Source organism: Chryseobacterium sp., assembly GCF_008831505.1.
Classification (GTDB): Bacteria; Bacteroidota; Bacteroidia; order Flavobacteriales; family Weeksellaceae; genus Marnyiella.
The window spans coordinates 797101-820164 of sequence record NZ_CP044507.1; the positions used below are offsets into that span (position 1 = coordinate 797101).

Genomic DNA, 23064 nt, shown 5'->3' on the forward strand with positions numbered 1-23064 from the left:
GTTCGGAGAGGAACGGATTCATTTCTGTATTCTGAATAATTATTCTGGTGCGTTCATGTCATATTTGTTGACTACCTTCTGCGATACTCCTGTATTGCTGAAGCCTCCGTCGTGGAAGAGGTTCTGCATCGTAACCATTTTTGTAAGGTCACTGAACATGGATACACAGTAGTTAGCACACTGTTCCGCAGATGCGTTGCCAAGCGGCGACATATCATCGGCATATCCAAAGAAGCCACCGAAACCTTTCACACCACTGCCGGCGGTAGTCATGGTAGGCGACTGCGAAATGGTATTTACCCGCACTTTTGCCTTTTCGCCCCAATAATAACCAAATGTTCTGGCGATACTTTCCAGATAGGCTTTGTTATCGGACATGTCATTATAATCAGGGAATGTTCTTTGGGCAGCGATATAGCTAAGGGCCAAAATGGAACCCCACTCGTTCATGCAGTCTTTTTCCCAGGCCACGCGCATTACTTTGTGGAAGGAAACAGCGGAAATGTCCCAGCCTTTTTCCAGCCAGTCGTAGTTCATTTCCGTATAATGCTTGCCTTTTCTTACGTTCACGGACATACCAATGGAATGCAGAATAAAGTCGATCTTACCGAACTTTTCAACGGCCGCATCAAAGAGTTTTCCAAGGTCCTCTACTGAAGTTGCATCGGCGCCAATTACTTCAGAACCGGTTTTTTCAGCAAGTTCGTTCAGCTCACCCATGCGCAGGGCTATAGGAGCGTTGGACAGAATAAATTCAGCACCTTCTTCATGACATTTTTCAGCAACCTTCCAGGCAATGGACTGGTTATTCAGTGCGCCGAAAATAATCCCCTTTTTTCCTTTTAATAATCCGTATGACATAATTTATTTTTTGAATAACAAAAGTAAGAAATTAATTGTTCGGGGCATAAAAAAGAGAGCCGAATTACTTCGGCCCTCTGTTTAACTGATTATCTTGTTGTATCCCTCCAGGTATCTCTGGTGGTATCTGCAGCGTCATCGGCTGCATCTTTAGTGTCTTCCCAGGCCTCTTCTGTCCAGTCTTTTGTTTTCTCCCATGCGCTGGAAACTGCATCTTTAGTATCTTCCCAGGCATCCTGAACATTATCTTTGGCTCTCTCCATCCAGCCTTCAGCAGTAGCTTCCCTGTTGTTACGCTTTTGCTCGCGGATGTAGTCCTTAGCTCTGTCTGCATAATCATTTACGGTCCACTTTGCACTGTTTACTGCGTGTTCTGCTTTGTTGTAATCTTGATTGTCCATTTTTTGATTTTTTTAAATTAATAATTGTGATTTGGTAGTTCTGATACAACAATTAATATTCCGAATTTCGTTAATATTATGTTAAACCTATTTAACCTTAGCATTTCTTCATTTGCAGATTAAAATCATTTTGTGAGATCAGCATTTTAAATGGATATAATGTCTACATTTACCCTTACGGCCGAATTAATTTCTGCACGCCTGTTACTTAGTGAGTAAAAGAACAATATGGAGTTAAAAAGATGTCCCTGGTCTGAGAAGGATGAGCTTTACAGGACGTACCATGATGAGGAATGGGGAAAGCCGGTGTATGAAGACAATATTATTTTTGAATTCCTGGTGCTCGAAAGTTTCCAGGCGGGACTTTCATGGTACACCATTCTGAAGAAGCGTGAAAATTTCCGTAAGGCTTTTGATGATTTTGATTACCGGAATATCGCACTTTATGATGAAACAAAAGTTGCCGGTCTCATGTCGGATGCCGGCATCGTACGTAACAGGCTTAAAATTCTGGCCACCGTCAATAATGCCCGGCGTTTTCTGGAAGTACAACAGGAATTCGGAAGCTTTTCGGAATACATCTGGGATTTTGTAGACGGCACGCCGCTCATCAACAGGCCCGTTACAACGGCTGATGTGCCCGCTACGAGTGCCGTTTCAGATGCTCTTGCCAAAGATTTAAAGAAACGTGGATTTAAGTTTTTAGGTTCCACAGTGATGTATGCTCATATGCAGGCTACCGGAATGGTGGATGATCATCTGGTGGACTGTCATTGCAAAAAATAAGTTGCACCGTACCTTTTTATTGTTAGTTTTGTTGATATAACAAAAATATGAAGAGAATTTTACTGGGTTTCGTCCTTATCGGGACACAGTCGTCACTGTCTGCACAAGAAAGTGACAGGGAAATTTACTCGCGGGCCGTATTTACAATGAATGATGGATCTGAAAAACCGGTATTGTTCTATAGGTATACTTATCCCACGCAAAGCCTCTATACTTATATTGAAGGTTCGGATATTCATAATTTCGAATATAAGCTTGAAGCAGAAAGTAAAATACTGAAGATAAATGCTGAAGAAGTTAAGAAGGTGAGGTTCATGGATGAATACGAGGATGAAATACTGGGATTGGAGCGTTTGCAGCTGAAGGCGGTGAATATTAAAGGCGAAATTGTGGATAAGGCTTATGATTCCTGGCAGCCACTGCTGTATGACGGGAAAATAAAGATCTATGGCTCTACCTCATATAACTGTACCAACAATGCATGTTCCTATGCAAATACAAGAATTTACATCAGAAATGCTAAGGATGATTTTGCCATCATGCCTATAGATTATGATCGACTGAACCTCTTCAATATGGGAAAAGTTGATGAAAAAATGGTTGAAGCCTTCCGAATGGTAGGTGGAGGCTGTGCCGACTTTAATATTTATCTGGAGTCTTTACAAAATAAGCTTCGGGATCGCGAGTTTCGTAAACAGTACAGTCAGGAATGGCTGGCCATTTTTAGAAAGAGCATCAAGGAAGGCCGCGCAAGAAGGAAAGGGAAGGCCACAACAAATAACACCATTGCCGAAAATATGATGGAGTTTTATATGAAAATGTATACGGGAATCGTATTCGAGTATGAGAAAAACTGCAAGCATTAATTTAATTTAGAAAAATAACCAGATATCAGATAAAACATGAAGAAAATTTTACTCGTTAGTTCCATGCTTTTGGTTTCCTCCAACTTCTTTGCGCAATATGCGGACAAGAAGGATTATATTGCTGAGTTCGCCATGGAGGACGGAAGTACAGTACGCGGCCATTTTATAGCAGAAGTAACCCGCTCCACATCAATGGGAGGTTTTATTTTGAGCAACAGAATTGCTGCCTTTCAGTACGCCGACACGGAAACTAAAAAAAGGAGCAGGCTGAACTCCCGTGATGTAAAGAGAATCGTTTATTACAACGGCGCAGATATCGCTAAAATTCAGGAAAAGATTCAGGTGAAGCAGGTTACCAATAACTTTAAACTAAGCGCTGAAACCGATGAAGAGTTTGAGTTCCTCCTGCGTGACGGCAAGATTCAGCTTTATGGTTCCAATGTCTTCCGGTGCGAAGATATGTCTTGCTACTACACGCACAGTAACTTTTACCTAAAGAAAAGCGCTGATCCGTATGCTGTGCTCGCTGTAAAACCTAAAAGTCAGATCAGTTTCAAATTGGGTTCGTCCATTGAAAATACCGTTGATGCATTCAGAATGGTAGGAGGCAAGTGTGCTGCCTTCAATGACTACCTGGATTTCTTTGATAAGACAGTAATAAAAGAACAGCAGCTGGATAAGAAACTGCAAAAGGACTATCAGGTGATATTCAAGGAAACAATGAAAGAATTGGCCGCCAGGAAACAAACCCGTAATCTTTTTGATGAAGTAGCAGGCAGGGTGCAGGCGCGTCAGATGGAGGTGTTTCTCGGAATTTTAGGTGAATACGAGAAATCATGTCCCTAAATAGAAAGAGGATTTCAGTTTTTAAATCCTCTCTTTTTTATTTAATGATCCGTTCCAAAACCCATTCTATCATATTGGCTTCCGATTTCTGGTGGTCAGCACTGAACTCTCCTCGGCGTCTGTTGGCAATAACACAGTTAACGGTGAGGGCTTTGTGCCCCAGAAGTTTTGCAAGTCCGTAAATTGCTGAGGTTTCCATTTCAAAATTGCTTACTCCAAGTTCATTCAGGGTTTCCAGGAACTGATCGTCTAAGGCTTTAAGCCGGAGCTGCCTGCCCTGAGGCGCATAGAATCCCGGAAAAGTTGCGGTATTTCCGTGGTATTTTGCATCGGCATAATAGCCCGAAATATCCTCTGCCCAGTCTGCGAAATAAAGCATCGGTTTTATCTGATCATAAGGGAATTTAGCCAGGAAATTCCGCGAAAATTCGTTTTCAAAGGAATAATCCTGATAGAAATGCAGCAAACCATCCAGACCAACCACATTCCGGGTAACAAGCATATTGTCCACCTCAATGTCCGGATTTACACTGCCGCAGGTTCCTAAACGGAAAAGCTCCAGTGACTGATGTTCACTGCGGAATTCCTTCGCCTTCAGGTCAAGATTTACCAGGGCATCCAACTCGTTCATTACGATGTCTATGTTCTCCGTACCAATGCCGGTTGACATCACCGTGATCCGCTCGCCCCGCAGCGTTCCGGTATGGGTGTAGAACTCACGTTTGTTTTTCCTGACCTCAATGTTGTCGAAATACTTTGAAACTTTAGGCACTCTGTCCGGGTCTCCCACCAGGATCACCTTTGGCGCCAGATCTTCCGGCAAAAGATTCAGATGGTATACACTGCCGTCCTCATTAAGTACAAGTTCCGAAGCTGCAAGTTTATTGATCATGATTTTTCGTTTTAAATTAAAGAGATAACAGAAGATGTGATAGTTTCTGCATCAGCCGCCCACACGTTTTGTTTTATATCCCATGTCCTGCAGCATCTTCATAATTTTGTCACGGTTGTCGCCCTGGATGACTATGGTGCCGTCTTTTTCGGAGCCGCCAATACCCAAAGTGGTCTTAATTTTTTTTGATATTGTCTTAAGGTCCGAATCTGAACCTTCAAATCCCTCAATAACCGTCACCGGCTTTCCGTTGCGGCCTTTTTTTTCGAATTTGCAGAGCAAAGGCTCGCGCTGTACAAATTTCTCTTCAGGCATTGTAAAATCCTGTTCTACGTGTTCCGGAAAAAGATTTTTCAGTTGATCCCGTATATCCATCTTTATTTATGTTTTTACGTCTGGAAGCAACAATTCGCTTCCGTTTCAATGTCAAATCTACATAAAATAAGTAGATTTGTAGGATATTAAAAATCAAATAATGTCAAAAAAAGCATTGTTAGCCATACTTGACGGCTGGGGTCTGGGCACAGATCCGGCAGTATCTGCACTGGCTCAGGCAAATACTCCTTTCATTGACCGCTGCCTGCGCGAATTTCCAAATACCACCCTTGAAGCCAGCGGAATCGCCGTGGGACTGCCTTTTGGCCAAATGGGCAACTCGGAAGTGGGGCACATGAACCTGGGTGCAGGTCGCGTGGTTTATCAAAACCTGGTCCGCCTTAATATGGCAGTGGAAAATGCCACGTTGGGTAAGGAAAATGTGATCACCGATGCATTCCAGTATGCCAACGAACACAATAAAAACGTCCATTTTATCGGACTCTGTTCAGACGGTGGGGTGCATTCTCATATCAACCATCTGAAAGGACTGCTTACTGCCGCATTTGAAAATGGAATTGCTGATAAGACTTTTGTCCACGCTTTTACAGACGGACGGGACTGTGATCCTTATTCAGGTGTTGGATTTATAGAAGAATTGCTGGCTCATATGAAGGTTACTGGCGGGCACCTGGCGTCGGTCACAGGCAGATATTACGCCATGGACCGCGACAGGAGATGGGAGCGTGTTAAACAGGCCTATGACGCACTGGTGAAAGGTGTGGGCATCCGGACGCGTGACGTACTGCAAACAATGAAAGAGTCCTACGCGGCGGGCATTACAGATGAATTTATGAAACCCATCATTTGCCTGAAGGAGAGCCATCTGCCGATGACTAAGATTGAGAATGGAGATGTGGTGATCTGCTTCAACTTCCGTACAGATCGTGGCAGGGAAATTACCGAAGTGCTGTCTCAGAAGGATTTCCCGGACTTTGGGATGCATAAACAGAACCTTTATTATGTAACCCTCACCAATTATGATAAGGATTTCAAGGATGTAAAGGTGGTGTTCAACGAAGAGGTACTTCAGGATACAATGGGCGAAGTGCTGGAAAGACACGGTAAAACACAGATCCGTGTGGCCGAGACCGAGAAATATCCGCATGTTACCTTTTTCTTCTCGGGTGGACGCGAAGAGCCGTTTGAAAATGAGAAACGAATCCTGTGTCCCAGCCCGAAGGATGTCCCTACTTATGATTTCAAACCCGAAATGTCGGCGTATGATATTGTGGAAAACATACTGCCGGAAATAAATGATACAACTGCCGATTTCATTTGTCTGAATTTTGCAAATGCGGATATGGTGGGTCATACAGGCGTTTTCGAAGCAGCCGTGAAAGCGGCTGAGGCCGTAGACCGGTGCATTGAAAAAGTAGCGACGGCAGCCTACGAAAAGGGATATGCTGTTTTCATCCTGGCAGATCATGGTAATTCAGATTATATGATCAATCCGGATGGCTCGCCCAATACACAGCACTCTACCAACCTGGTACCCCTGATTGTTATGGATCCGGATAAAACATGGCAGCTAACCCCGGGAAAACTGGGTGATATAGCACCCACAATCCTGAAAGTGATGGGTATTCACCCGCCGCCGGCAATGACGGGTGAAATCCTGGTGGAATAGTAATTGCTGAAATGACACGCTGGACTGTTAGCATTTGCTGAAAACGTCCGGAGCGAAACATGGTTTTTTGTACATAGTAAGCGCTATAATCAAAGGACTTATGCATTAAATAAGAGTATTTTGACCTATATTTGCACTCTATAAAAAAGTTAAGATGTACAACAAACTGGTAAGACTGGAGGTGATGAAGAATCTGGGTAAGGAGGTAGATGATTTTATTTCCTCGTACCTTACTCCTGTTGAAAAAATATGGCAGCCTACCGACTTCCTGCCGGATCCTTCTGCTGAAAGTTTTAAACATGATGTGGAAGAACTGCAGACTTACGCTCAGGAAATGGGCTATGACCTTTTCGTAACACTGATCGGCGACTGTATCACCGAAGAAGCACTTCCAAGCTATGAATCCTGGATTATGGGGATTGACGGCGTGGATCAGGAGCAGAAGAGTGGCTGGTCTCAGTGGGTAAGGAGCTGGACGGCCGAAGAGAACCGTCATGGCGACCTGCTGAACAAGTACCTTTACCTTTGTGGCCGTGTGAATATGCGTGAAGTGGAGATCACTACTCAATATTTAATTCAGGATGGATTTGATCTGGGAACCTCCATGGACCCATACAGAAACTTCGTCTACACGAGTTTTCAGGAAACTGCAACCAATATCTCCCACCGCAGGGTAGGATCACTGGCCAAGCAGTCCGGTAATACCAAACTTTCCAGGATGTGCGGCGTCATTGCTGCCGATGAGGCCCGGCATGCAAAAGCCTATAAGCATTTTGTAACCCGGATCTTTGAATTGGATCCTTCAGAAATGATGCTGGCCTTTGAAGATATGATGCGCAAAAAAATCGTGATGCCGGCTCACTTGATGCGCGAGTCGGGTCAGAAAGCAGGTGAACTTTGGGAACATTTTTCAGATGCTGCGCAGCGTGCTATGGTGTACACCGGACAGGATTATATTAACATCCTTAGTGAACTGCTGAAGGACTGGAAAATTGAGCATATTGACGGCCTGAATGAGCAGGCACAGAAAGCCCAGGAGTACCTGATGAAACTACCTGCCAGACTGCAGAGAATTACCGACAGACTGGCTACTCCCGACCAGGAGTATCAGTTTAAATGGGTAAAGAGCTGATGCAGGTCTGACTGAATATATGAGCTGGAGATTCTCCGGCTCTTTTTGTATCTTTGCGCACTTTAATATTGAATGTTTTAGAATGCTTAACAATAAAAAACTTGCAATAGATTTTGACGGCACCGTGGTAGATGATGCTTATCCCGGAATAGGAAAACCAAAAACTTTTGCTTTCGAAACGCTTAAAAAACTGCAGTCTGAAGGCTACCGACTGATCCTTTGGACTTACAGGCACGGCAAATCTCTGGAGGAAGCCGTGGAGTTCTGCAAAAAGAACGGCGTGGAGTTCTACGCTGTGAATTCCAGCTTTGAGGGAGAGATTTATGACAGTGAGAATGCCTCACGTAAAATTGACGCAGACCTCTTTATAGATGATCGTAACCTGGGCGGATTTCCGGGTTGGGGCGAGATTTACAATATCATCAACCAGCGGATTGAATTCCGTGTGGACGGTGGCGAGGTGCTGGCCTATTCTAAAATAAAAAAAGACAAAAAAAAGGGACTTTTCTGGTAAGCTTATGATTCATCTGAAAACACTGCCCGAACTTAGACTGATGCGTGATAGCGCCCAACTGGTTTCTAAAACCCTCGGTTTGCTGGCAAAAGAAATACAACCCGGTGTAACGACCAATCATCTTGATAAACTGGGTGGGGAATATATACGTGACCATGGTGGTGAACCCGCTTTCCTGGGAATGTACGGTTTCCCTAAAAACCTGTGTATCTCGCCGAATGCTGAGGTCGTACACGGAATCCCTAACGATACGCCACTGAAGGAGGGCGATATCCTGTCCGTGGACTGTGGTGTCTATATGAACGGTTTCTACGGCGATCATGCCTACAGTTTTGAGGTAGGAGAGGTAGCTCCCGAAACCAAAAAACTCCTTGAAGTTACAAAGCAATCCCTTTACAAAGGCATTGAGCAGTGTGTTCGCGGTAAAAGAATAGGCGATATTTCCTATGCCATACAGCAGCACTGTGAGAAGCATGGTTACGGTGTGGTGCGTGAACTCGTAGGTCATGGACTCGGACGCAAAATGCATGAAGATCCCCAGGTGCCGAATTATGGCCGGAAAGGTAGCGGCAAGGTCATTAAAGACGGCATTGCGCTCGCCATTGAACCCATGGTGAATATGGGAACTGAAAAGGTGAAATTTCACGATGACGGCTGGACGGTTACTTCACTGGATATGTCGCCTTCAGCTCATTTCGAGCATGATGTATGTGTCATTGGCGGTAAACCTGTATTGCTTTCTACTTACAGATACATTTACGAGGCGCTGGGCATTGTAAGTGATGAAGAGGACCCTTTTACGCTGGATTTTTAATGAAGAAACTTTTTAAATTTCTTCTGAACCGAATTCCCCGGCCGGTGCTTATTAATTTAAGCATTTTTTTCCGCCCGTTCATTTATCTCTTTTTCAAAGGTTCCCGCTTTACCGATCCCATAGACGGAAGGTCCTACCGGAAGTTCCTGCCTTATGGCTACGGAACACAGCGCGAAAATGCTCTGTCGCCGGGTACCCTGAGTCTGGAACGCCACCGTCAGATGTGGCTTTATCTGCAGAATGAGACCGATTTTTTCAGCAAAAAATATAAAGTGCTTCACATTGCGCCCGAACAGGAATTTCTTAGAAGGTTCAGAAAAATGAAAAACCTGGACTATACTTCCGCAGACCTTTTTTCGCCGATTGTGGATGTGAAGGCCGATATTCTGGATCTTCCATTTGATGATGAAAGCTTCGATGTGGTTTTCTGTAACCATGTGCTGGAACATATTCAGGACGACAAAAAGGCCATGAGTGAGCTTTACCGTGTGCTGAAGAGCGGTGGCTGGGGAATATTGCAGGTACCGATGAAGAACTCGCTTCCGGAAACCTATGAGGATTTTTCGGTAACTGACCCTAAAGAAAGACAGAGGCTTTTCGGACAGTACGACCATGTACGCTGGTATGGGATGGACTATTTTGCCCGCCTGGAAAGCGTAGGCTTCCGGGTTGATGTTAATTTCTACTCCAGGACATTTTCAGAAGCCGAGCGTAAGAAATACGGACTTATGGAAAATGAAATCCTGCCCGTAGTATATAAAAAGTAGTCAATTGTTATCATTACCTTTGTAGTCGGGACGTTCCGTTCCGGTTAATTTTTAATTTTTGTTTGAATGCATAAAGCAGGATTTGTAAATATTGTTGGCAAGCCTAATGCCGGAAAGTCTACGCTGCTCAATCAATTGATGGGCGAAAAGCTGGCCATTGTGACCCAGAAAGCGCAGACTACACGTCACCGGATATTTGGAATTTATAATGAAGAGGATCTTCAGATAGTATTTTCAGATACGCCCGGTGTACTGGATCCCAAATATGGTCTTCAGGAGAAGATGATGGATTTTGTGAAAGATTCCCTGCAGGATGCGGATGTTTTCCTCTTCATCGTGGATATTCTGGATAAATCGGAGCCCTTTGAATTTCTGGTAGAGAAACTCAATAAGATTCCTGTGCCGGTACTTATTCTCATCAATAAGATAGACCAGTCCAATCAGGAGGATCTGGAACGAATCATGGAGGAGTGGCATGAACGTATTCCCAAGGCGGAAATTCTGCCGATCTCCGCACTCAAGGCTTTCAACACCGATGTAATTCTGCCGAAACTTAAATCGATGCTGCCGGAAAATCCACCTTATTATGACAAGGACCAGTATACCGACAAGTCTGAACGCTTTTTCGTGAATGAAGCTATCCGCGAGAAAATCCTGCTGAACTACGAAAAGGAAATCCCATATTCGGTGGAGGTGGTTACTGAAATGTTTAAGGAGAAGGAAGGTATTATCTTCATTGATTCCATTATTTATGTGGAACGTGATACGCAGAAGGGCATCATTATCGGTCACAAAGGCGAAGCCATCAAAAAAGTGGGTACAGAGGCCAGGCTGGACCTGGAAAAGTTCTTCGGCAAGAAGATTCATCTTAATCTCTTCGTGAAAGTGAAGAAGGACTGGCGTAAGAACGACCGTGACCTGAAGAACTTTGGTTACCGCTAGGCGGGGTAAGGTTTAACGGGTTTTTTTCGTTACATTTGAACGTAAATTGATTTTATATGAATTATTTCGGTTCAGTAAAAGTAAACCCGCTTATTGCAGATATCGTACTTTTGGTGGTACGAATATTTATTGGTTTTGCCATGATTTCGCATGGTTTTCCTAAACTCATGCAGCTTACCTCCGGTGAGGAGGTTCAGTTTTTCAATTTTCTGGGCCTGGGCGAAAGGTTCTCACTGATCCTGGCCGTCATTGCGGAGTTTGTAGGTTCCATATTCATCATTCTGGGGCTCTTCAGCCGTCCTGCGGTTTTTCTCCTCATCATTACCATGGCCGTGGCCGGTCTTATTGTGCACAGTTCCGATCCTTTTCCCAAGCGTGAAGCCAGCCTGATCTATCTCTCGGTTTACCTGATGCTTTTTGCTTTCGGCCCCGGTAGATATTCGATAGACAGTATGCTGGAAAAGCGTCGCGACAGTAGTTGGTAGCCCCAAGCTTATCTTTGAGTTTATAAGTGATTTTGCTTATATTGATGTTTATAAGCAAATGAATTTATATTTGTCCTCTTGTATAATTATGGTATCTTTGCACACATGAAAGCGGTTATCACCGGAGACATTATCAATTCTCAAAGTATCCCTTCCGAAACATGGCATCACGCACTGCGCGGTATTTTTGGGCCGGAAAACAGCGAAATTTGGGAAATCTACCGTGGTGATGAGTTCCAGCTTTTGTTGCCGCATGCCTCTGAATCCTTCAGCAAGGCCATTGAAATAAAATCCAGGATTAAATGCATTTCAGGATTGGATGTTCGTCTGTCTATCGGTATTGGTGACCAGGATTTCAAAGCGCCGAAAATTACACAGTCTACAGGAAGTGCCTTTGTGCATTCCGGGCGTAACTTTGAGAAAATAAAAGCGGAGAAACTGACACTCAGCATCGCTTCAGACTTTCCCGATTTTGATGAAGTAATGAATATTACTTTCAAATGGATGAACACCAACCTGGACAACTGGTCCTCTGTTTCGGCAGATATCGTTCAGATTTTCATAAAAGACAATAACCTGAACCAGGAGGAAGTTGCCCGCCAGCTTAATATATCCCAGTCTTCAGTAAGCCAGCGTCTGAAGCGCGCAAATTATGACCTTATAATGCAGACAGACAGGATTTTCCGCAAACGAATTTCGGAACTTAAGGCATGATAATCACTCAACTCATACTGGCTCACCTCATCGGAGATTTTATCTTACAGCCTAACAAATGGGTTGCCCATAAAGAAGCAAAGAAAACCGCAAGTCCTTACCTCTATCTTCATACCCTGATCCATACAGCACTTTGCATGGTTTTCCTTTGGGATCTGGATCTCTTGTGGATCGCGGCACTTGTGGGTATAAGTCACTTCATCATTGATGCACTGAAGCTCCACCTTCAAAAGACAAATACGAAAAAGACCTGGTTCATTACCGACCAGCTGCTGCACGCACTGGTGATAGCAGGTGTGGGATTCGCCACAGATCAGTTTGATTTGAAAGTCCTTCTAAGTCCTCAGACGCTGATATTCCTTACCGGTGCGGTATTTCTCACCACCCCCGTTTCTATCCTGATCAAGACGCTGCTCTCCGCCTGGACTCCCGTGGCAATAGAGCACAGCAAAGTACAGACGGAAAGTCTTACACATGCCGGAAAATATATAGGTATACTGGAGCGTTTATTGGTTTTCACCTTCATTATCGTAAATCACTGGGAAGGTGTAGGTTTTATGATTGCCGCCAAATCTGTGTTCCGCTTCAGTGATCTGGCTGAAGCCAAACAGCGTAAGCTCACCGAATATGTATTGGTAGGAACCCTGCTCAGTTTTGGTATTGCAGTTATGACGGGTATTCTGGTGCGAATGTAAAAAGAAAGATAAGTTGAATTAATAAAGAGTAAAAGAAAGATGACTAAAGGAGCAATGTTATACGAAGGAAAAGCCAAGCAGGTTTTTGCCACCGACCATCCGGAGCAGGTAGTCGTGAGGTTTAAGGACGATGCTACAGCTTTTAATGCCCAGAAACGCGGAAATGTGGACCTGAAGGGCGAAATGAACAATGCCATTACAACCCTGATCTTTGAATATCTGAATGAAAGAGGGATTAAAACCCACTTCATAAAGAAACTGGACGAAAGGGAGCAGCTTGTTGTAAAGGTAGATATCATCCCCCTGGAAATGGTGGTCAGAAACTATTCTGCGGGAAGCATGGCGCAGCGCCTGGGTGTGGAAGAAGGCATCAAGTCTCCGGTAACCATATTTGATATCTGCTATAAGAAAGACGAGCTGGGAGATCCGCTCATCAATGATCACCACGCAGTGTTCCTGGGAGCGGCGACATACGAGGAGCTTAAAGATATGTACAGTCTTACGGCGCGCATCAATGAAATCCTGAAAGAACTTTTTGACAAAATGAACATCATCCTTGTTGATTTTAAGATTGAACTTGGGAAAACCGCAGACGGAAGCATTATCCTGGCTGACGAGATTTCACCTGATACCTGCAGGCTGTGGGATAAGGACACCATGAAGAAACTGGACAAAGACCGTTTCCGCCGTGACTTGGGCGAGGTGACCGAAGCGTACGTAGAAATTTATGAACGACTGAAAAAAGTGCTGGATAAATAATCCGGCTTATAAAAATGACACAGTTACAACAGTTTAAGGAAGATTATTTAGCGCAGTTTAAGGAAAGGACCTACGGCAGGAACCTTTTGAAGGCCGAAGATCCTTTTGATGCGCCATCAGAAGAGTGTGGTATTTTCGGCATCTATTCAGATACCGACCTGGATACCTTCTCGCTGTCCCAGTTTGGGCTGTTTGCCCTGCAGCACCGCGGACAGGAAGCCTGCGGTATCTCCGTAATGAAAGACGGCAAGATTGTAAACATCAAGGACGAAGGTCTTGTACTGGATGTGTACAAAGAAATCCGCGATCCGGAAATGTTTATGGGCAATGCGGCAATCGGTCATAACCGCTATACAACTGCCGGCGACAAGAAAAAATACAATTACCAGCCGTTTTTCGCCAAGAATGAATACGACCAGATCGTACTGTCTATTGCTCACAACGGAAACCTTACCAATGCGATTACCCTCAAGAAGGAACTGGAGGCGGAAGGGGTGGTTTTCCGTGCTACATCGGATTCAGAAGTTATTCTGAGGCTGATCCAAAAAAACCTGGATTTGGGTCTTCGCGGTGCCATAAAAGCCACCATGGAAAAAATTGAAGGTGCCTACTCCGTGGTAGGAATGACACGTAATAAATTTTTCGCTTTCCGCGATTTCAATGGGATCCGTCCGCTGGTTTTGGGTGCGATAGACGAAAAAACTTTCGTGGCGGCCTCAGAATCAGTGGCTCTTGATGCCGTAGGTGCACAGTATGTGCGTGACATCCTGCCGGGTGAGATTGTTTATACAAGTGAGAACGAAACCGGTTTGAAATCCTTTCTTGTGAAGGAAAACTGCGAAAACAGAATTTGTGCCTTTGAATATATTTATTTTGCCAGACCCGACTCCCTGCTGGAGAACATCAATGTTCATGAAATCCGTGAACGCTCCGGTGAGAAAATCTGGGAGCAGGCACCTGTAGAGGCAGATATCGTTATTGGCGTGCCGGACTCAGGAGTTCCGGCGGCTATCGGTTTTTCCAAAGCGTCGGGAATACCTTTCCGTCCTGTACTGATTAAGAACAGGTATATTGGCCGCAGCTTTATTGTGCCTACACAGGAAATGCGCGAAAGGATCGTAAACCTGAAACTGAATCCGATCATTTCCGAAATCAGGGGCAAGAGGGTAGTGATCATTGACGATTCCATAGTACGTGGCACTACTTCCAAGCGTCTCGTAAAGATTATGAAAGATGCCGGTGTAAAGGAAATCCACTTCAGAAGTGTTTCGCCACCTATTATAGCACCCTGCTATCTTGGAATTGACACACCGTCCAAAGACGATCTTATTTCGGCGAACATGACCAAGGACGAGCTGCGTGATTATCTGGGTGTGGATTCACTGGAGTTCCTGAGTATGGAAAATCTGAAAATACTTTTAGGCAGTACCAATCACTGTTTTGGCTGCTTTACAGAAGTATATCCTGTGCCGCCCGGACCAAGTTCCGATTACACTGACGAATAATAAAAAAAGGTTGAGAATTTTCTCAACCTTTCTTTATTTATGTGGTGTGCTTAGAATTTATAAGCTAAACCAGCCTGGAATACGTTGTTCTTAACAGCGTCACCTGAGTTCTGGCCATCTTTGTAGATGTCTGTAAAACCGGCTACATATCTTGCAGTAATTCCGATGTTTGGCGTAAAGAAGTAACCGGCTCCGATACCAGCTCCAAAGTTAAATCCGTTCAGACTGTCCTTATAGTTATCAGATTCTGCTAAAGTCTCACCAGTAGTTTCGTTCTTGGCTTTATCTTTTGCTGATACCAAAAGTCCGAATTCAGGTCCTGCTTCCAAGTAAAAAGACGGTGTAACGTTGTACTGCAGCATCACAGGAAGTGCTACATAATCAAGATGCGTAGCTCCTGAATATCTCATTTCATCACTTACTGGTGTTGAGGGAACCGTATAATCGTACTTCTCACCATACTGTGTATAGATAAGTTCCGGCTGGATAGAAAAATCAGCTGAAATTGGCGCATTCATAAAAAGACCTGCGTTAAATCCAATTTTTGATCCCTGATCGCTTAAGTTTGCATCTTTAGATAATGAAGATACGTTCATACCTGCTTTAACACCAAACTGCTGTGCAAATGTAAGTGTACTCACTGCTACGGCTGCACTTAAAAATAACTTTTTCATAACTTTTAATTTTAATTGTCTTAATTTTTCTTAATTTTTTGCCAAATTTATAATAGTGTTTGTTTCTGTTTGGGTTCACGTTATACAATTAACGCCATTGCTTATACAATTATCACAAACACCCATTATAACTGGACTTGTTGTTAGTTGTTCACGGTAACCAAGTACACAAACCGTGTGCCAAAACCGAAACAGTAACTGTTAAATTAAACAATAGTTTAAAAATTATAAAATATAAGTGCTTACAAATCAGAATATTATGCTTGCTGCGCGCGCCGTATTTTTATAATATCACTCGGTTGTAAAATCTTATAAAATGGAGAAAAATCAGGACAAATTTTGATAATAATGCAACGCATTGTAAATATTTTCCTCACTAACATTGTGGTTAAATCCGCAGGCTCCGATTCCAGTGAGCAGGGAAAAATTAATCTGCCCGCCGGAGTTCTTTTTATCAGATTTCATAAGTTGCGGCAGTGTTTGTAAGGCAGACTGCTCAATCTCAATTTGCGGGAAGAACCTCTGTATATTACGGATGACCGTTTCCGCCTCGTCGTGGGTAATCAATCCCTCAAGGGCCGAGAGGTAAGTTTCGCATATCATTCCCATCGCTACCGCTTCACCATGGAGGATGGGTTTTCCGCCGGCAAGAAAACTGCTTTCTACCGCGTGACCTATTGTATGCCCGTAATTGAGGGTTTTTCTGATGTTCTTCTCGTGAAAATCGGCTTTTACGATCTCTCTCTTGATTTCACACGACCGTTTGATGTGGGGAAGGAGCATATCTGCGTTTAATTCTGGTAAAGAAGTCAAGTTACTCCAATGATGCCTGTCGGCAATAAGACCGTGTTTCAGCATCTCAGCAAATCCACTTCTCAGCTGTTCGAAGGGTAAGGTTCTCAGGAAATCCGGGTTAATCAGTGTAAGTTTTGGTTCCGCGAAAGTCCCGATGATGTTTTTGATGAATCCGTGGTCTATGCCGGTTTTGCCCCCAATTGAAGCATCACACATGCCCAGGAGGGTAGTGGGAATGTTGATGAAAGGGATCCCGCGTTTGTAGGTTGAAGCTAAAAAGCCACCCAGATCTGTGATGACGCCGCCGCCCAGATTGATCAGTACGGCGTTACGGTCGGCTTCAAATTCTGCCAGGATCTCCCAAAGCTGTGCAGCAGTATTCAGCGTTTTCATTTCTTCGCCGGGTTCTATCTCAAGGATCTCGTAAGGAACTTTGGTTTCCAGACTCCCCAGCAGGGTGGGCAGGCAGTACTCATGCGTATTTTCATCAACCAAAATAAATAGTTTGGAGGGCTGCAGTTCCTGGAGTGTAGAATTGAGTTGTGAGAAGTCAGTATCAGCGAAGGTGAACATCTTTTTTTGGCAAATTTAGGGATTAGAGTCTAGATGTGAGACGTTATATTTCAGATGTTAGATATCAGATGTTAGATTTCAGATTTCAGATTTCAGATTGAAGATAAAAGGCAAAAGTAAAAAGTAAAAAGTTTGGAAGAAGGAGCCAAGAAAAAAGATAGGACCCAGGAGATTTTCTGCGGCTTTCATTGTGGTCCTTGTGAAAGACTTTGTGAACTTAGTGGTAAGATGAAAGCTGAAAGCAGGGAGCTTAAAGCATAGTGCGTATAGCCAGAAAAATGGCCAAAATAAAAAGTAAAAAGTTTGGAAGAAAGAGGAAAGATAAAAGATAGCGCTGCGGAGATTTTCTGCGGCTTTCTTTGTGTTCCTTGAAAAAGACTTTGTGAACTTTGTGGTAAGATGAAAGTTGAAGGTTGAAAGTTGAAAGTTGAAAGATGAAAGCTGAGAGCAGAGAGCTGAATGCAGAACCATACCCGCTCCCTAACACCTGCCTCTCCATTAACCAATGACCAACCACCACCCACCAATCACCAGTCACCACCCACTAGCAATCACCTCAACCCAAAAAACCGTATCTTTGCCTAAATTTTTTAGTAATATGAGCCGCGAAAACAGCAAATCAGGAAAATCCCAAAGACCGGGAGCTTCCAAATCATCATCCGGTGCAGGTAAATCTCGCGCGCCCCAGTCCGATAAACCAAGAGCTTCAAGACCGTCTTCAGGTGCCGACAGACCGCGCAGCCCGAAGGCCGATATATTGGGAGCCAAATCCCAGCCGCGTGCCGGCAAATCCAGAACATCAAAACTGGAGCAGCCGCGCGAACCCCGACTTTACACCCAGGGCGAAATCCGCAACTTTGAACGTATGCCGGCTGCCAAACGCGGTGGCAACACAGCAGGAAAAGAGTTGGGCCGTAAGATCATCAACAGAAATGATGATGCCGATAGAACGCGCAACTTTGTACAGAAAAGAAGACTTGAAAAGATAACCAAGGAAGTTCCGAAAGAGAGCATCCGTCTTAATAAATATATCGCCAACAGTGGGATCTGCAGCCGCAGGGAAGCTGATGAGCTGATTGAACAGGGTCTCGTGCAGGTGAATGGCCAGGTAGTGACCGAAATGGGCTACCAGGTGCAGAAAACCGATAAAGTAGTCTTCGACGGTCAGGGCATTACACCGGAAAAGCCGGTCTATGTACTGCTGAACAAACCTAAAGGATATATCTCCACCACAAAGGACGAGAAGGCCCGGAAGACCGTAATGGACCTTGTGGCCAATGCCTCGCCTTATAAAGTGCATCCTGTAGGCCGTCTGGACCGCTCAACAACAGGAGTGATCCTCCTGACCAACGACGGGCACATGACGAAGAAACTAACGCATCCTTCCTTCAACGCCAAGAAAATCTACCACGTTACGCTGGACAGAAAGCTGGACCGTGCGGACCTTAACGCCATTGCTGAAGGAATCCGTCTGGAAGAAGGCATAGCCGAAATAGACAGTATTTCCTATATTGAAGGTAAGCCGAAGAATGAGATCGGCATCGAGCTGCACATTGGCTGGAACCGCGTGGTAAGACGTATTTTCCATAAACTCGGATACGAAGTAGAGTTGCTGGACCGTGTCATGTTTGCAGGCTTGACCAAGAAAAACATTAAGCGTGGTCACTGGCGCATCCTTACAGACCTGGAGGTGAATAACCTTAAAATGCTGTAAAACACTTTTTGTAGAAATAATAAAATCCGTCTTTTAGGCGGATTTTTTTTAGTTGAAGGAATTATGGCGCTCCCCTGAAATTTTTCAGTTGCTGATGTAGTATGCTGTTTATTTCTTCAGCTTTATTAAGCGTCATCAGGTGCCCACCATCTTTCACTCTTGCGTCACATTTAACAAACCAATCAGGTAATATTTTATCGTGTGTTCCATGAATATGAAACACATTTTTTGTGGATGTATAATTTTTCCATCGCGTGATACTGTCAATTGCCCATTTTAGAAAAGTCCCGTCGGTGTCTGCAAGGATTTGTTTTAAAAGTCTTTTCTCAGACTCCGAATTTGCTCCGAACATCCAGTTTATGAAAAAGCTAGGCCTTTTTAAAAGTTTTTCAGATAGGAGTTTATGCAGCCTGAGTTGTCCGGCTATGCGGAAGTAAAATGGTATTTCCGTTCCTGTTTTTGCAGATGCGATTAAGATAACTTTTTCGGTGTCGATTTGTTTTGCCACTTCCACAGCCATCATTCCCCCGAAGGACAGTCCGATCAGAATTGGTTTAACTGTTTTTATTTGCAGAATAATCCTGGATGCATAGCTTTCAATTGTTTCCGGCTCTTGTGGATCGATCCATTTTATATGCGTTATGTGGAAACCCGAAAAGTCCAGCTTTTTGGAAAACTCTTTCATCTGCACCCAATCCGCTGAACAGCTATATTTCTTTTGTCAAAATTCCTTTAGATTTAAGTTTAACAGAATTATTTTTTAAAATATATTGTGAAGTTTAGGATATTTAACTGCATTTGCATATCAAGTCACTTCGACAATTATTAAAGTTATTAAAATTGTGGTGATGACTGCAGTTTTCAATCTAAGCTTTTTGAGCCTCAAGCTGTTTCCTATAAAAGTAATTCCTGCACTCAGTAGTAATCCGATAATATACTGTACTACCTTGATCGGCTCTTGATCTAAAGATTTTGATATGGTTAGTAACAACAGAAAAATTCCTAAAATCATTATTATTGCTCCATATTCACTTTCCCTTTGCACTTTAGCAAGCTTAGAAAACTTTAGTGAATAATAGAAAAGTATGATGCCAATTAGTAAGTTCGCTAGAATTATGGGGTTTGATATTAGATATGTTCTGCTAAAAGAATATAAAATTAAATCAGAAAGGAAAGTGTAATAAATTGAAAGTGGTAACATAATTATGCTGCCGACTATAAATAGCCTTGAGTAAATCTCAGTATTCAGTCTTTTTACAAAAAATGATAAAGCAGACAAGCCCGGCAAAACTATCAGAACAATATTGAGTAAAGCGATGTTTAAGGAGTCAACTTCACTTTTTGAGCTAATATAGGTATCAATAATACCTAAGACAGATATTAACAAGACTATATAGTTGAAAATCCTGTTTGAATATATTTCTTTCATCTATTTATGTCCTATTTTCAATCTAGGATTCCCATTGGCTGCGGTAACTCGCTTCTCATTCACCCGTCCAAAACGGCCTGAAGATATTCTGCAGCCATTTCATTGGTGCCCGGGTACTCGTAGATATTAAATTTTCCGTTACTATTTTTCTTTTTTTAGGGCAGAGTCCTGAGCGATATTACGAAAAAGTTAGGATCTTAGACATATATTTTTAACTTAGCAGGTAACATAACTGTAATCAGTCACCATGCAACTGCCACAATACTTCTACTGGATTCAACTAATTCTTGGAATCTTCACCCTGTCGTATCTTTTAAAGTCAAAAAACCAGCTTCAACGAGCGGTCGGAACTACAGAGAAGGTGTTTATTGCACGTTTGTTATTCTCCGGACTGATTCTATTTGCCGCAGCTTTATTTTTTGTTGACGACTATTCCTTAAGCAATATCTACACGGTTTTCATTGTGACGCTCACCATGGTTTGGGCCGTTGCCGCACTTTATATTTTAGTGCGAAGATGGAAATCAATTTGAATTCAAAAGAATGTATTATGAGCAGAGGTTTTGTAAAGGAAAGCGATCAGGAAGATTTGCCAATGGTTCCGCCGCGTGCCGACTTACCCGCCGGGACAGTGAATTACGTTACTGAGGTAGGTTACGCGGAGTTACTTGCAGAACGCGATCAGTTGATTCATGAGCGCGACAGTCTTACAGTCTCAGATGAAAACGAAAAGCGCATCACCGTTAATTTTATCAATGCCAAATTAGACTTGCTCAATGAACGCATTTCCAGCGCGAAAGTGGTAGACCTTTCAAAGCAGCCAAAAGACAAAGTCCGTTTCGGTGCAGAAGTTTTCTTTACCGTAGATTCAGATCCAAAAATCCAGCACTATCAAATTGTGGGTGTGGACGAGGCCAATATCGCCAAAGGAAAAATTGCATTTACCTCACCCATTGCGAAGATATTTATGGACCGAAAAGTGGGCGAAACTGTGAAACTGAAACTGGAAAAAGGGGAGAAGGAGTTTAAGATTGTGGAGGTGCGATATTAACATAGGCAGTGCCCGTGTCCTTCCTCCCACTGCAAATCTTAATCTTTGAACTGTTGGCGAATCTTCGGTTTGCCTCCGACAAATCTTCGATTTCGTGTCTTGCGGACAAGACGACCCGAGGGAGCTGAATGACGTGAAGCATAAGCTAAGTTATTAGCGGCATGTTTTTAATTCATTTGTTTCCAAGTGATTCCCTCTGAAGGTATATTATATTTTAATATATTTGTTTTAGTATCAATTTCAATCCACATTACAGGATAATCAGAAATAATAGGTATTTTTTCCTCATTGATTTTTCCTCTGAAGAAATTGTCTTCAATTGGTTTATATTGTAAATCGAAAATGTTTTTTAATTCAGAACTTATAAATATATCGTAGCCTCTGTATTTAAAAAACCCAAATTTAGATTTTCCTTGTTCTGATATTTTTTTTGCACTTTCATCGCTGTAAATGGTTGGACTATCATTAACTGCGGTGATAGAAATTTTTTCATTTTTGATTGAAGAATATAGTGTGATTGATTTCTTATTTTTATTTTGACTCATAAATTCAATAAAGAGTTCAATTGCATTATTTAACTTGTCATTTTTCCCAATTGATTTTAAATTTTCTACTTTATTGCACAAGTTTAGAAAAATGATAATCAAAAATAGAAATCGAATTTGTTTCATAATCTATTTGTGGTTTTTTGGTAACATTCCTGTAATGACCACCCGGCTTTGTCGCCGTTTCGGGGAGGAGCCCAAAGGCTCCGATCCGGAATGCGTCAAAGGCGGTAGTAGGGAAAACGTCGTATGGATGCAACGATGGTTTCTCAAATGTTAGCGTATATGAGTTGTGGCGGCTTTCGAAGCACTTTCCTGTCGGCTTGCAACAAAATTTTCTCAAAAGCTCTAAGCTTGAATTTACCACTTTCCCCGACATTAGTTATTTACGCTGTTGTGCGGTCGGCTTTTTTTTATTCTTTCAATGTTGTATTCAAAATCGGGAATTCTTTTTCAATTGTTCTGTCATCCACTTTTCCGTCATTGTTATGGTCGCCATATTCAAGTCCTGCTCTGATTAAACTCCGAAGTCCTTTAATCTCATTGGTGTCAAGTCGAAGAACCATTTGATTAAAATTATTTTCTCCGATTAGGTAAATTATCTGAGTCAGCACAAAACCCAAGTCATAACAACCTGCTCCGCCACCACAAGGAAAACTAGTTAATTTTGGTATGGCTTTTTCTTTTTGGTCTAACGCTTCTTTAATTAGTTTTCGCAATTCTTTATTGGTTTCGTAGTCCTGATGAACATAAAGTGTTTCGGCAATTTCGATTCCGTTTGTTTCTTTCTGTTTGCAGCTATTAAATGTCAAAAGGATAAGAAGAAGTGGTATTTTCAGAATTCGTGTCATTTGTTTGATTGTCGTCTATTTTAGCTGCCGCATATCGACCGTCCGGCTTTGTTGCGCGTCCTGGGATGATCTACTCTGAAATTCGTCACGCGGACGTTATAAAATAATTTCCTTTAAAGATATTCAAATTTTTAAACTGCAGACTGAGAAGTGAGAATTGAATTTTGCGTGGCAACTGCTTGCAGGTAAACTTGATCTCCACTGTGGTGTTCGGGCGTCTCGGTCCGCCACCGGAATTTCTTTTCGTTATCCAACCATTGTCTGCAAAATAAACTTTGTGGGTAAGGGAATCTGTGTTCTGCAGCGAAGAAAAACAGCAGAAAACACCCACAAAGACCACAAAAGGCCAAAAAAAAAAGCAGTCCTTCTAAAAAACTGCTCTATTATCCTAAATTCTAAAAACGATAACTCCATAAGATTACCAACTGGGGAGAAAAAGCTACCGAATG

Annotated in this window: 26 protein-coding genes; 16 read left to right on the plus strand and 10 right to left on the minus strand. The window is 42.9% G+C overall.

Features of this window, described 5'->3' with window-relative positions; genetic code table 11:
* Positions 1 to 39: 39 nt before the first annotated feature.
* Complete coding sequence (locus F7R58_RS03760) at positions 40 to 861, minus strand: enoyl-ACP reductase (protein WP_158063612.1); 822 nt, start codon at positions 859 to 861, stop codon at positions 40 to 42.
* Between the two features lie 89 nt (positions 862 to 950).
* On the minus strand, positions 951 to 1262 hold the full coding sequence (locus F7R58_RS03765) for a hypothetical protein (RefSeq protein ID WP_158063613.1): 312 nt from the start codon (positions 1260 to 1262) through the stop codon (positions 951 to 953).
* A 228-nt stretch (positions 1263 to 1490) separates the two neighbouring features.
* Between F7R58_RS03765 and F7R58_RS03770 the strand changes: the two genes are divergently transcribed.
* Genes F7R58_RS03770 through F7R58_RS03780 form a run of 3 tightly spaced genes read left to right on the plus strand, consistent with a single transcriptional unit; the run spans position 1491 to position 3760 of the window.
* Positions 1491 to 2048: a DNA-3-methyladenine glycosylase I gene (locus tag F7R58_RS03770; RefSeq protein WP_158063614.1), complete on the plus strand. Its 558-nt coding sequence runs from the start codon at positions 1491 to 1493 to the stop codon at positions 2046 to 2048.
* 47 nt (positions 2049 to 2095) lie between these two features.
* Complete coding sequence (locus F7R58_RS03775) at positions 2096 to 2914, plus strand: hypothetical protein (protein WP_158063615.1); 819 nt, start codon at positions 2096 to 2098, stop codon at positions 2912 to 2914.
* A 36-nt stretch (positions 2915 to 2950) separates the two neighbouring features.
* A complete protein-coding gene (locus F7R58_RS03780) occupies positions 2951 to 3760 on the plus strand; it encodes a hypothetical protein (protein WP_158063616.1) in 810 nt (269 codons plus the stop codon).
* A 37-nt stretch (positions 3761 to 3797) separates the two neighbouring features.
* On the opposite strand, the gene F7R58_RS03785 is transcribed toward F7R58_RS03780, so the two are convergent.
* Together F7R58_RS03785 and F7R58_RS03790 are read right to left on the minus strand one after the other, a co-directional pair.
* A complete protein-coding gene (locus F7R58_RS03785; RefSeq protein ID WP_158063617.1) occupies positions 3798 to 4652 on the minus strand; it encodes a nucleoside phosphorylase in 855 nt (284 codons plus the stop codon).
* Positions 4653 to 4703: 51 nt separating this feature from the next.
* Positions 4704 to 5027 carry a translation initiation factor gene (locus F7R58_RS03790; protein WP_158063618.1) on the minus strand — a complete coding sequence of 108 codons (324 nt, stop codon included), beginning with the start codon at positions 5025 to 5027 and terminating at the stop codon, positions 4704 to 4706.
* A 100-nt stretch (positions 5028 to 5127) separates the two neighbouring features.
* Between F7R58_RS03790 and gpmI the strand changes: the two genes are divergently transcribed.
* The 11 genes from gpmI (at position 5128) to purF (ending at position 14984) form a co-directional block, all read left to right on the plus strand.
* On the plus strand, positions 5128 to 6657 hold the full coding sequence (gpmI, locus tag F7R58_RS03795) for a 2,3-bisphosphoglycerate-independent phosphoglycerate mutase (protein ID WP_158063619.1): 1530 nt from the start codon (positions 5128 to 5130) through the stop codon (positions 6655 to 6657).
* A gap of 154 nt (positions 6658 to 6811) precedes the next feature.
* On the plus strand, positions 6812 to 7789 hold the full coding sequence (locus F7R58_RS03800; RefSeq protein ID WP_158063620.1) for an acyl-ACP desaturase: 978 nt from the start codon (positions 6812 to 6814) through the stop codon (positions 7787 to 7789).
* A gap of 82 nt (positions 7790 to 7871) precedes the next feature.
* Positions 7872 to 8303 (plus strand): BT0820 family HAD-type phosphatase, encoded by a 432-nt coding sequence (locus F7R58_RS03805; RefSeq protein ID WP_158063621.1) that lies wholly within the window; start codon positions 7872 to 7874, stop codon positions 8301 to 8303.
* 4 nt (positions 8304 to 8307) lie between these two features.
* The gene (map, locus tag F7R58_RS03810) at positions 8308 to 9117 is read left to right on the plus strand and encodes a type I methionyl aminopeptidase (RefSeq protein ID WP_158063622.1); all 810 of its coding nucleotides are present in this window, start codon (positions 8308 to 8310) and stop codon (positions 9115 to 9117) included.
* Positions 9117 to 9884, plus strand: a complete 768-nt coding sequence (locus F7R58_RS03815) for a class I SAM-dependent methyltransferase (protein WP_158063623.1) — start codon at positions 9117 to 9119, stop codon at positions 9882 to 9884. Before map ends, F7R58_RS03815 begins: the two co-directional genes overlap by 1 nt.
* Before the next feature lie 66 nt (positions 9885 to 9950).
* Entirely contained in the window at positions 9951 to 10826 is an 876-nt protein-coding gene (era, locus tag F7R58_RS03820) for a GTPase Era (RefSeq protein ID WP_158063624.1), read from the plus strand.
* Positions 10827 to 10882: 56 nt separating this feature from the next.
* On the plus strand, positions 10883 to 11311 hold the full coding sequence (locus F7R58_RS03825; RefSeq protein ID WP_158063625.1) for a DoxX family protein: 429 nt from the start codon (positions 10883 to 10885) through the stop codon (positions 11309 to 11311).
* A gap of 105 nt (positions 11312 to 11416) precedes the next feature.
* Positions 11417 to 12025 (plus strand): SatD family protein, encoded by a 609-nt coding sequence (locus F7R58_RS03830; RefSeq protein ID WP_158063626.1) that lies wholly within the window; start codon positions 11417 to 11419, stop codon positions 12023 to 12025.
* A complete protein-coding gene (locus tag F7R58_RS03835; RefSeq protein WP_158063627.1) occupies positions 12022 to 12720 on the plus strand; it encodes a DUF3307 domain-containing protein in 699 nt (232 codons plus the stop codon). Before F7R58_RS03830 ends, F7R58_RS03835 begins: the two co-directional genes overlap by 4 nt.
* Positions 12721 to 12759: 39 nt before the next feature.
* Positions 12760 to 13479 (plus strand): phosphoribosylaminoimidazolesuccinocarboxamide synthase, encoded by a 720-nt coding sequence (gene purC, locus F7R58_RS03840; protein ID WP_158063628.1) that lies wholly within the window; start codon positions 12760 to 12762, stop codon positions 13477 to 13479.
* 14 nt (positions 13480 to 13493) lie between these two features.
* Entirely contained in the window at positions 13494 to 14984 is a 1491-nt protein-coding gene (gene purF, locus F7R58_RS03845; RefSeq protein WP_158063629.1) for an amidophosphoribosyltransferase, read from the plus strand.
* 50 nt (positions 14985 to 15034) lie between these two features.
* Here purF and F7R58_RS03850 read toward each other — a convergent pair whose 3' ends face one another.
* Together F7R58_RS03850 and aroB are read right to left on the minus strand one after the other, a co-directional pair.
* A complete protein-coding gene (locus F7R58_RS03850; RefSeq protein ID WP_158063630.1) occupies positions 15035 to 15658 on the minus strand; it encodes a porin family protein in 624 nt (207 codons plus the stop codon).
* 327 nt (positions 15659 to 15985) lie between these two features.
* Positions 15986 to 17026, minus strand: a complete 1041-nt coding sequence (gene aroB / locus F7R58_RS03855; protein ID WP_158063631.1) for a 3-dehydroquinate synthase — start codon at positions 17024 to 17026, stop codon at positions 15986 to 15988.
* Between the two features lie 598 nt (positions 17027 to 17624).
* Between aroB and F7R58_RS03860 the strand changes: the two genes are divergently transcribed.
* On the plus strand, positions 17625 to 18740 hold the full coding sequence (locus F7R58_RS03860) for a pseudouridine synthase (protein ID WP_229723844.1): 1116 nt from the start codon (positions 17625 to 17627) through the stop codon (positions 18738 to 18740).
* A gap of 61 nt (positions 18741 to 18801) precedes the next feature.
* Here the strand turns inward: F7R58_RS03860 and F7R58_RS03865 are convergent, their stop codons facing one another.
* Together F7R58_RS03865 and F7R58_RS03870 are read right to left on the minus strand one after the other, a co-directional pair.
* Positions 18802 to 19425 carry an alpha/beta hydrolase gene (locus F7R58_RS03865; RefSeq protein ID WP_229723845.1) on the minus strand — a complete coding sequence of 208 codons (624 nt, stop codon included), beginning with the start codon at positions 19423 to 19425 and terminating at the stop codon, positions 18802 to 18804.
* A 120-nt stretch (positions 19426 to 19545) separates the two neighbouring features.
* A complete protein-coding gene (locus tag F7R58_RS03870) occupies positions 19546 to 20169 on the minus strand; it encodes a hypothetical protein (protein ID WP_158063632.1) in 624 nt (207 codons plus the stop codon).
* Between the two features lie 549 nt (positions 20170 to 20718).
* On the opposite strand from F7R58_RS03870, the gene F7R58_RS03875 reads away from it, so the two are divergent.
* Complete coding sequence (locus F7R58_RS03875; protein WP_158063633.1) at positions 20719 to 21219, plus strand: GreA/GreB family elongation factor; 501 nt, start codon at positions 20719 to 20721, stop codon at positions 21217 to 21219.
* A gap of 167 nt (positions 21220 to 21386) precedes the next feature.
* Here the strand turns inward: F7R58_RS03875 and F7R58_RS03880 are convergent, their stop codons facing one another.
* Together F7R58_RS03880 and F7R58_RS03885 are read right to left on the minus strand one after the other, a co-directional pair.
* Positions 21387 to 21890: a hypothetical protein gene (locus F7R58_RS03880; protein ID WP_158063634.1), complete on the minus strand. Its 504-nt coding sequence runs from the start codon at positions 21888 to 21890 to the stop codon at positions 21387 to 21389.
* A 287-nt stretch (positions 21891 to 22177) separates the two neighbouring features.
* Entirely contained in the window at positions 22178 to 22615 is a 438-nt protein-coding gene (locus F7R58_RS03885; RefSeq protein ID WP_158063635.1) for a hypothetical protein, read from the minus strand.
* Positions 22616 to 23064 lie beyond the last annotated feature (449 nt).

What these genes read in the sequence shown, in the direction of transcription:
- F7R58_RS03800 (WP_158063620.1), top strand. Translation starts at nt 6,812, where the DNA reads ATGTACAACAAACTGGTAAGACTGGAGGTGATGAAGAATCTGGGTAAG.
- purC (WP_158063628.1), top strand. Translation starts at nt 12,760, where the DNA reads ATGACTAAAGGAGCAATGTTATACGAAGGAAAAGCCAAGCAGGTTTTT.
- F7R58_RS03860 (WP_229723844.1), top strand. Translation starts at nt 17,625, where the DNA reads ATGAGCCGCGAAAACAGCAAATCAGGAAAATCCCAAAGACCGGGAGCT.
- F7R58_RS03805 (WP_158063621.1), top strand. Translation starts at nt 7,872, where the DNA reads ATGCTTAACAATAAAAAACTTGCAATAGATTTTGACGGCACCGTGGTA.
- F7R58_RS03815 (WP_158063623.1), top strand. Translation starts at nt 9,117, where the DNA reads ATGAAGAAACTTTTTAAATTTCTTCTGAACCGAATTCCCCGGCCGGTG.
- F7R58_RS03865 (WP_229723845.1), bottom strand. Translation starts at nt 19,425, where the DNA reads ATGAAAGAGTTTTCCAAAAAGCTGGACTTTTCGGGTTTCCACATAACG.
- F7R58_RS03760 (WP_158063612.1), bottom strand. Translation starts at nt 861, where the DNA reads ATGTCATACGGATTATTAAAAGGAAAAAAGGGGATTATTTTCGGCGCA.
- purF (WP_158063629.1), top strand. Translation starts at nt 13,494, where the DNA reads ATGACACAGTTACAACAGTTTAAGGAAGATTATTTAGCGCAGTTTAAG.
- F7R58_RS03880 (WP_158063634.1), bottom strand. Translation starts at nt 21,890, where the DNA reads ATGAAACAAATTCGATTTCTATTTTTGATTATCATTTTTCTAAACTTG.
- F7R58_RS03775 (WP_158063615.1), top strand. Translation starts at nt 2,096, where the DNA reads ATGAAGAGAATTTTACTGGGTTTCGTCCTTATCGGGACACAGTCGTCA.
- F7R58_RS03780 (WP_158063616.1), top strand. Translation starts at nt 2,951, where the DNA reads ATGAAGAAAATTTTACTCGTTAGTTCCATGCTTTTGGTTTCCTCCAAC.
- F7R58_RS03765 (WP_158063613.1), bottom strand. Translation starts at nt 1,262, where the DNA reads ATGGACAATCAAGATTACAACAAAGCAGAACACGCAGTAAACAGTGCA.
- map (WP_158063622.1), top strand. Translation starts at nt 8,308, where the DNA reads ATGATTCATCTGAAAACACTGCCCGAACTTAGACTGATGCGTGATAGC.
- F7R58_RS03770 (WP_158063614.1), top strand. Translation starts at nt 1,491, where the DNA reads ATGGAGTTAAAAAGATGTCCCTGGTCTGAGAAGGATGAGCTTTACAGG.
- F7R58_RS03875 (WP_158063633.1), top strand. Translation starts at nt 20,719, where the DNA reads ATGAGCAGAGGTTTTGTAAAGGAAAGCGATCAGGAAGATTTGCCAATG.
- F7R58_RS03870 (WP_158063632.1), bottom strand. Translation starts at nt 20,169, where the DNA reads ATGAAAGAAATATATTCAAACAGGATTTTCAACTATATAGTCTTGTTA.
- F7R58_RS03790 (WP_158063618.1), bottom strand. Translation starts at nt 5,027, where the DNA reads ATGGATATACGGGATCAACTGAAAAATCTTTTTCCGGAACACGTAGAA.
- F7R58_RS03825 (WP_158063625.1), top strand. Translation starts at nt 10,883, where the DNA reads ATGAATTATTTCGGTTCAGTAAAAGTAAACCCGCTTATTGCAGATATC.
- aroB (WP_158063631.1), bottom strand. Translation starts at nt 17,026, where the DNA reads ATGTTCACCTTCGCTGATACTGACTTCTCACAACTCAATTCTACACTC.
- F7R58_RS03885 (WP_158063635.1), bottom strand. Translation starts at nt 22,615, where the DNA reads ATGACACGAATTCTGAAAATACCACTTCTTCTTATCCTTTTGACATTT.
- F7R58_RS03785 (WP_158063617.1), bottom strand. Translation starts at nt 4,652, where the DNA reads ATGATCAATAAACTTGCAGCTTCGGAACTTGTACTTAATGAGGACGGC.
- F7R58_RS03830 (WP_158063626.1), top strand. Translation starts at nt 11,417, where the DNA reads ATGAAAGCGGTTATCACCGGAGACATTATCAATTCTCAAAGTATCCCT.
- gpmI (WP_158063619.1), top strand. Translation starts at nt 5,128, where the DNA reads ATGTCAAAAAAAGCATTGTTAGCCATACTTGACGGCTGGGGTCTGGGC.
- era (WP_158063624.1), top strand. Translation starts at nt 9,951, where the DNA reads ATGCATAAAGCAGGATTTGTAAATATTGTTGGCAAGCCTAATGCCGGA.
- F7R58_RS03835 (WP_158063627.1), top strand. Translation starts at nt 12,022, where the DNA reads ATGATAATCACTCAACTCATACTGGCTCACCTCATCGGAGATTTTATC.
- F7R58_RS03850 (WP_158063630.1), bottom strand. Translation starts at nt 15,658, where the DNA reads ATGAAAAAGTTATTTTTAAGTGCAGCCGTAGCAGTGAGTACACTTACA.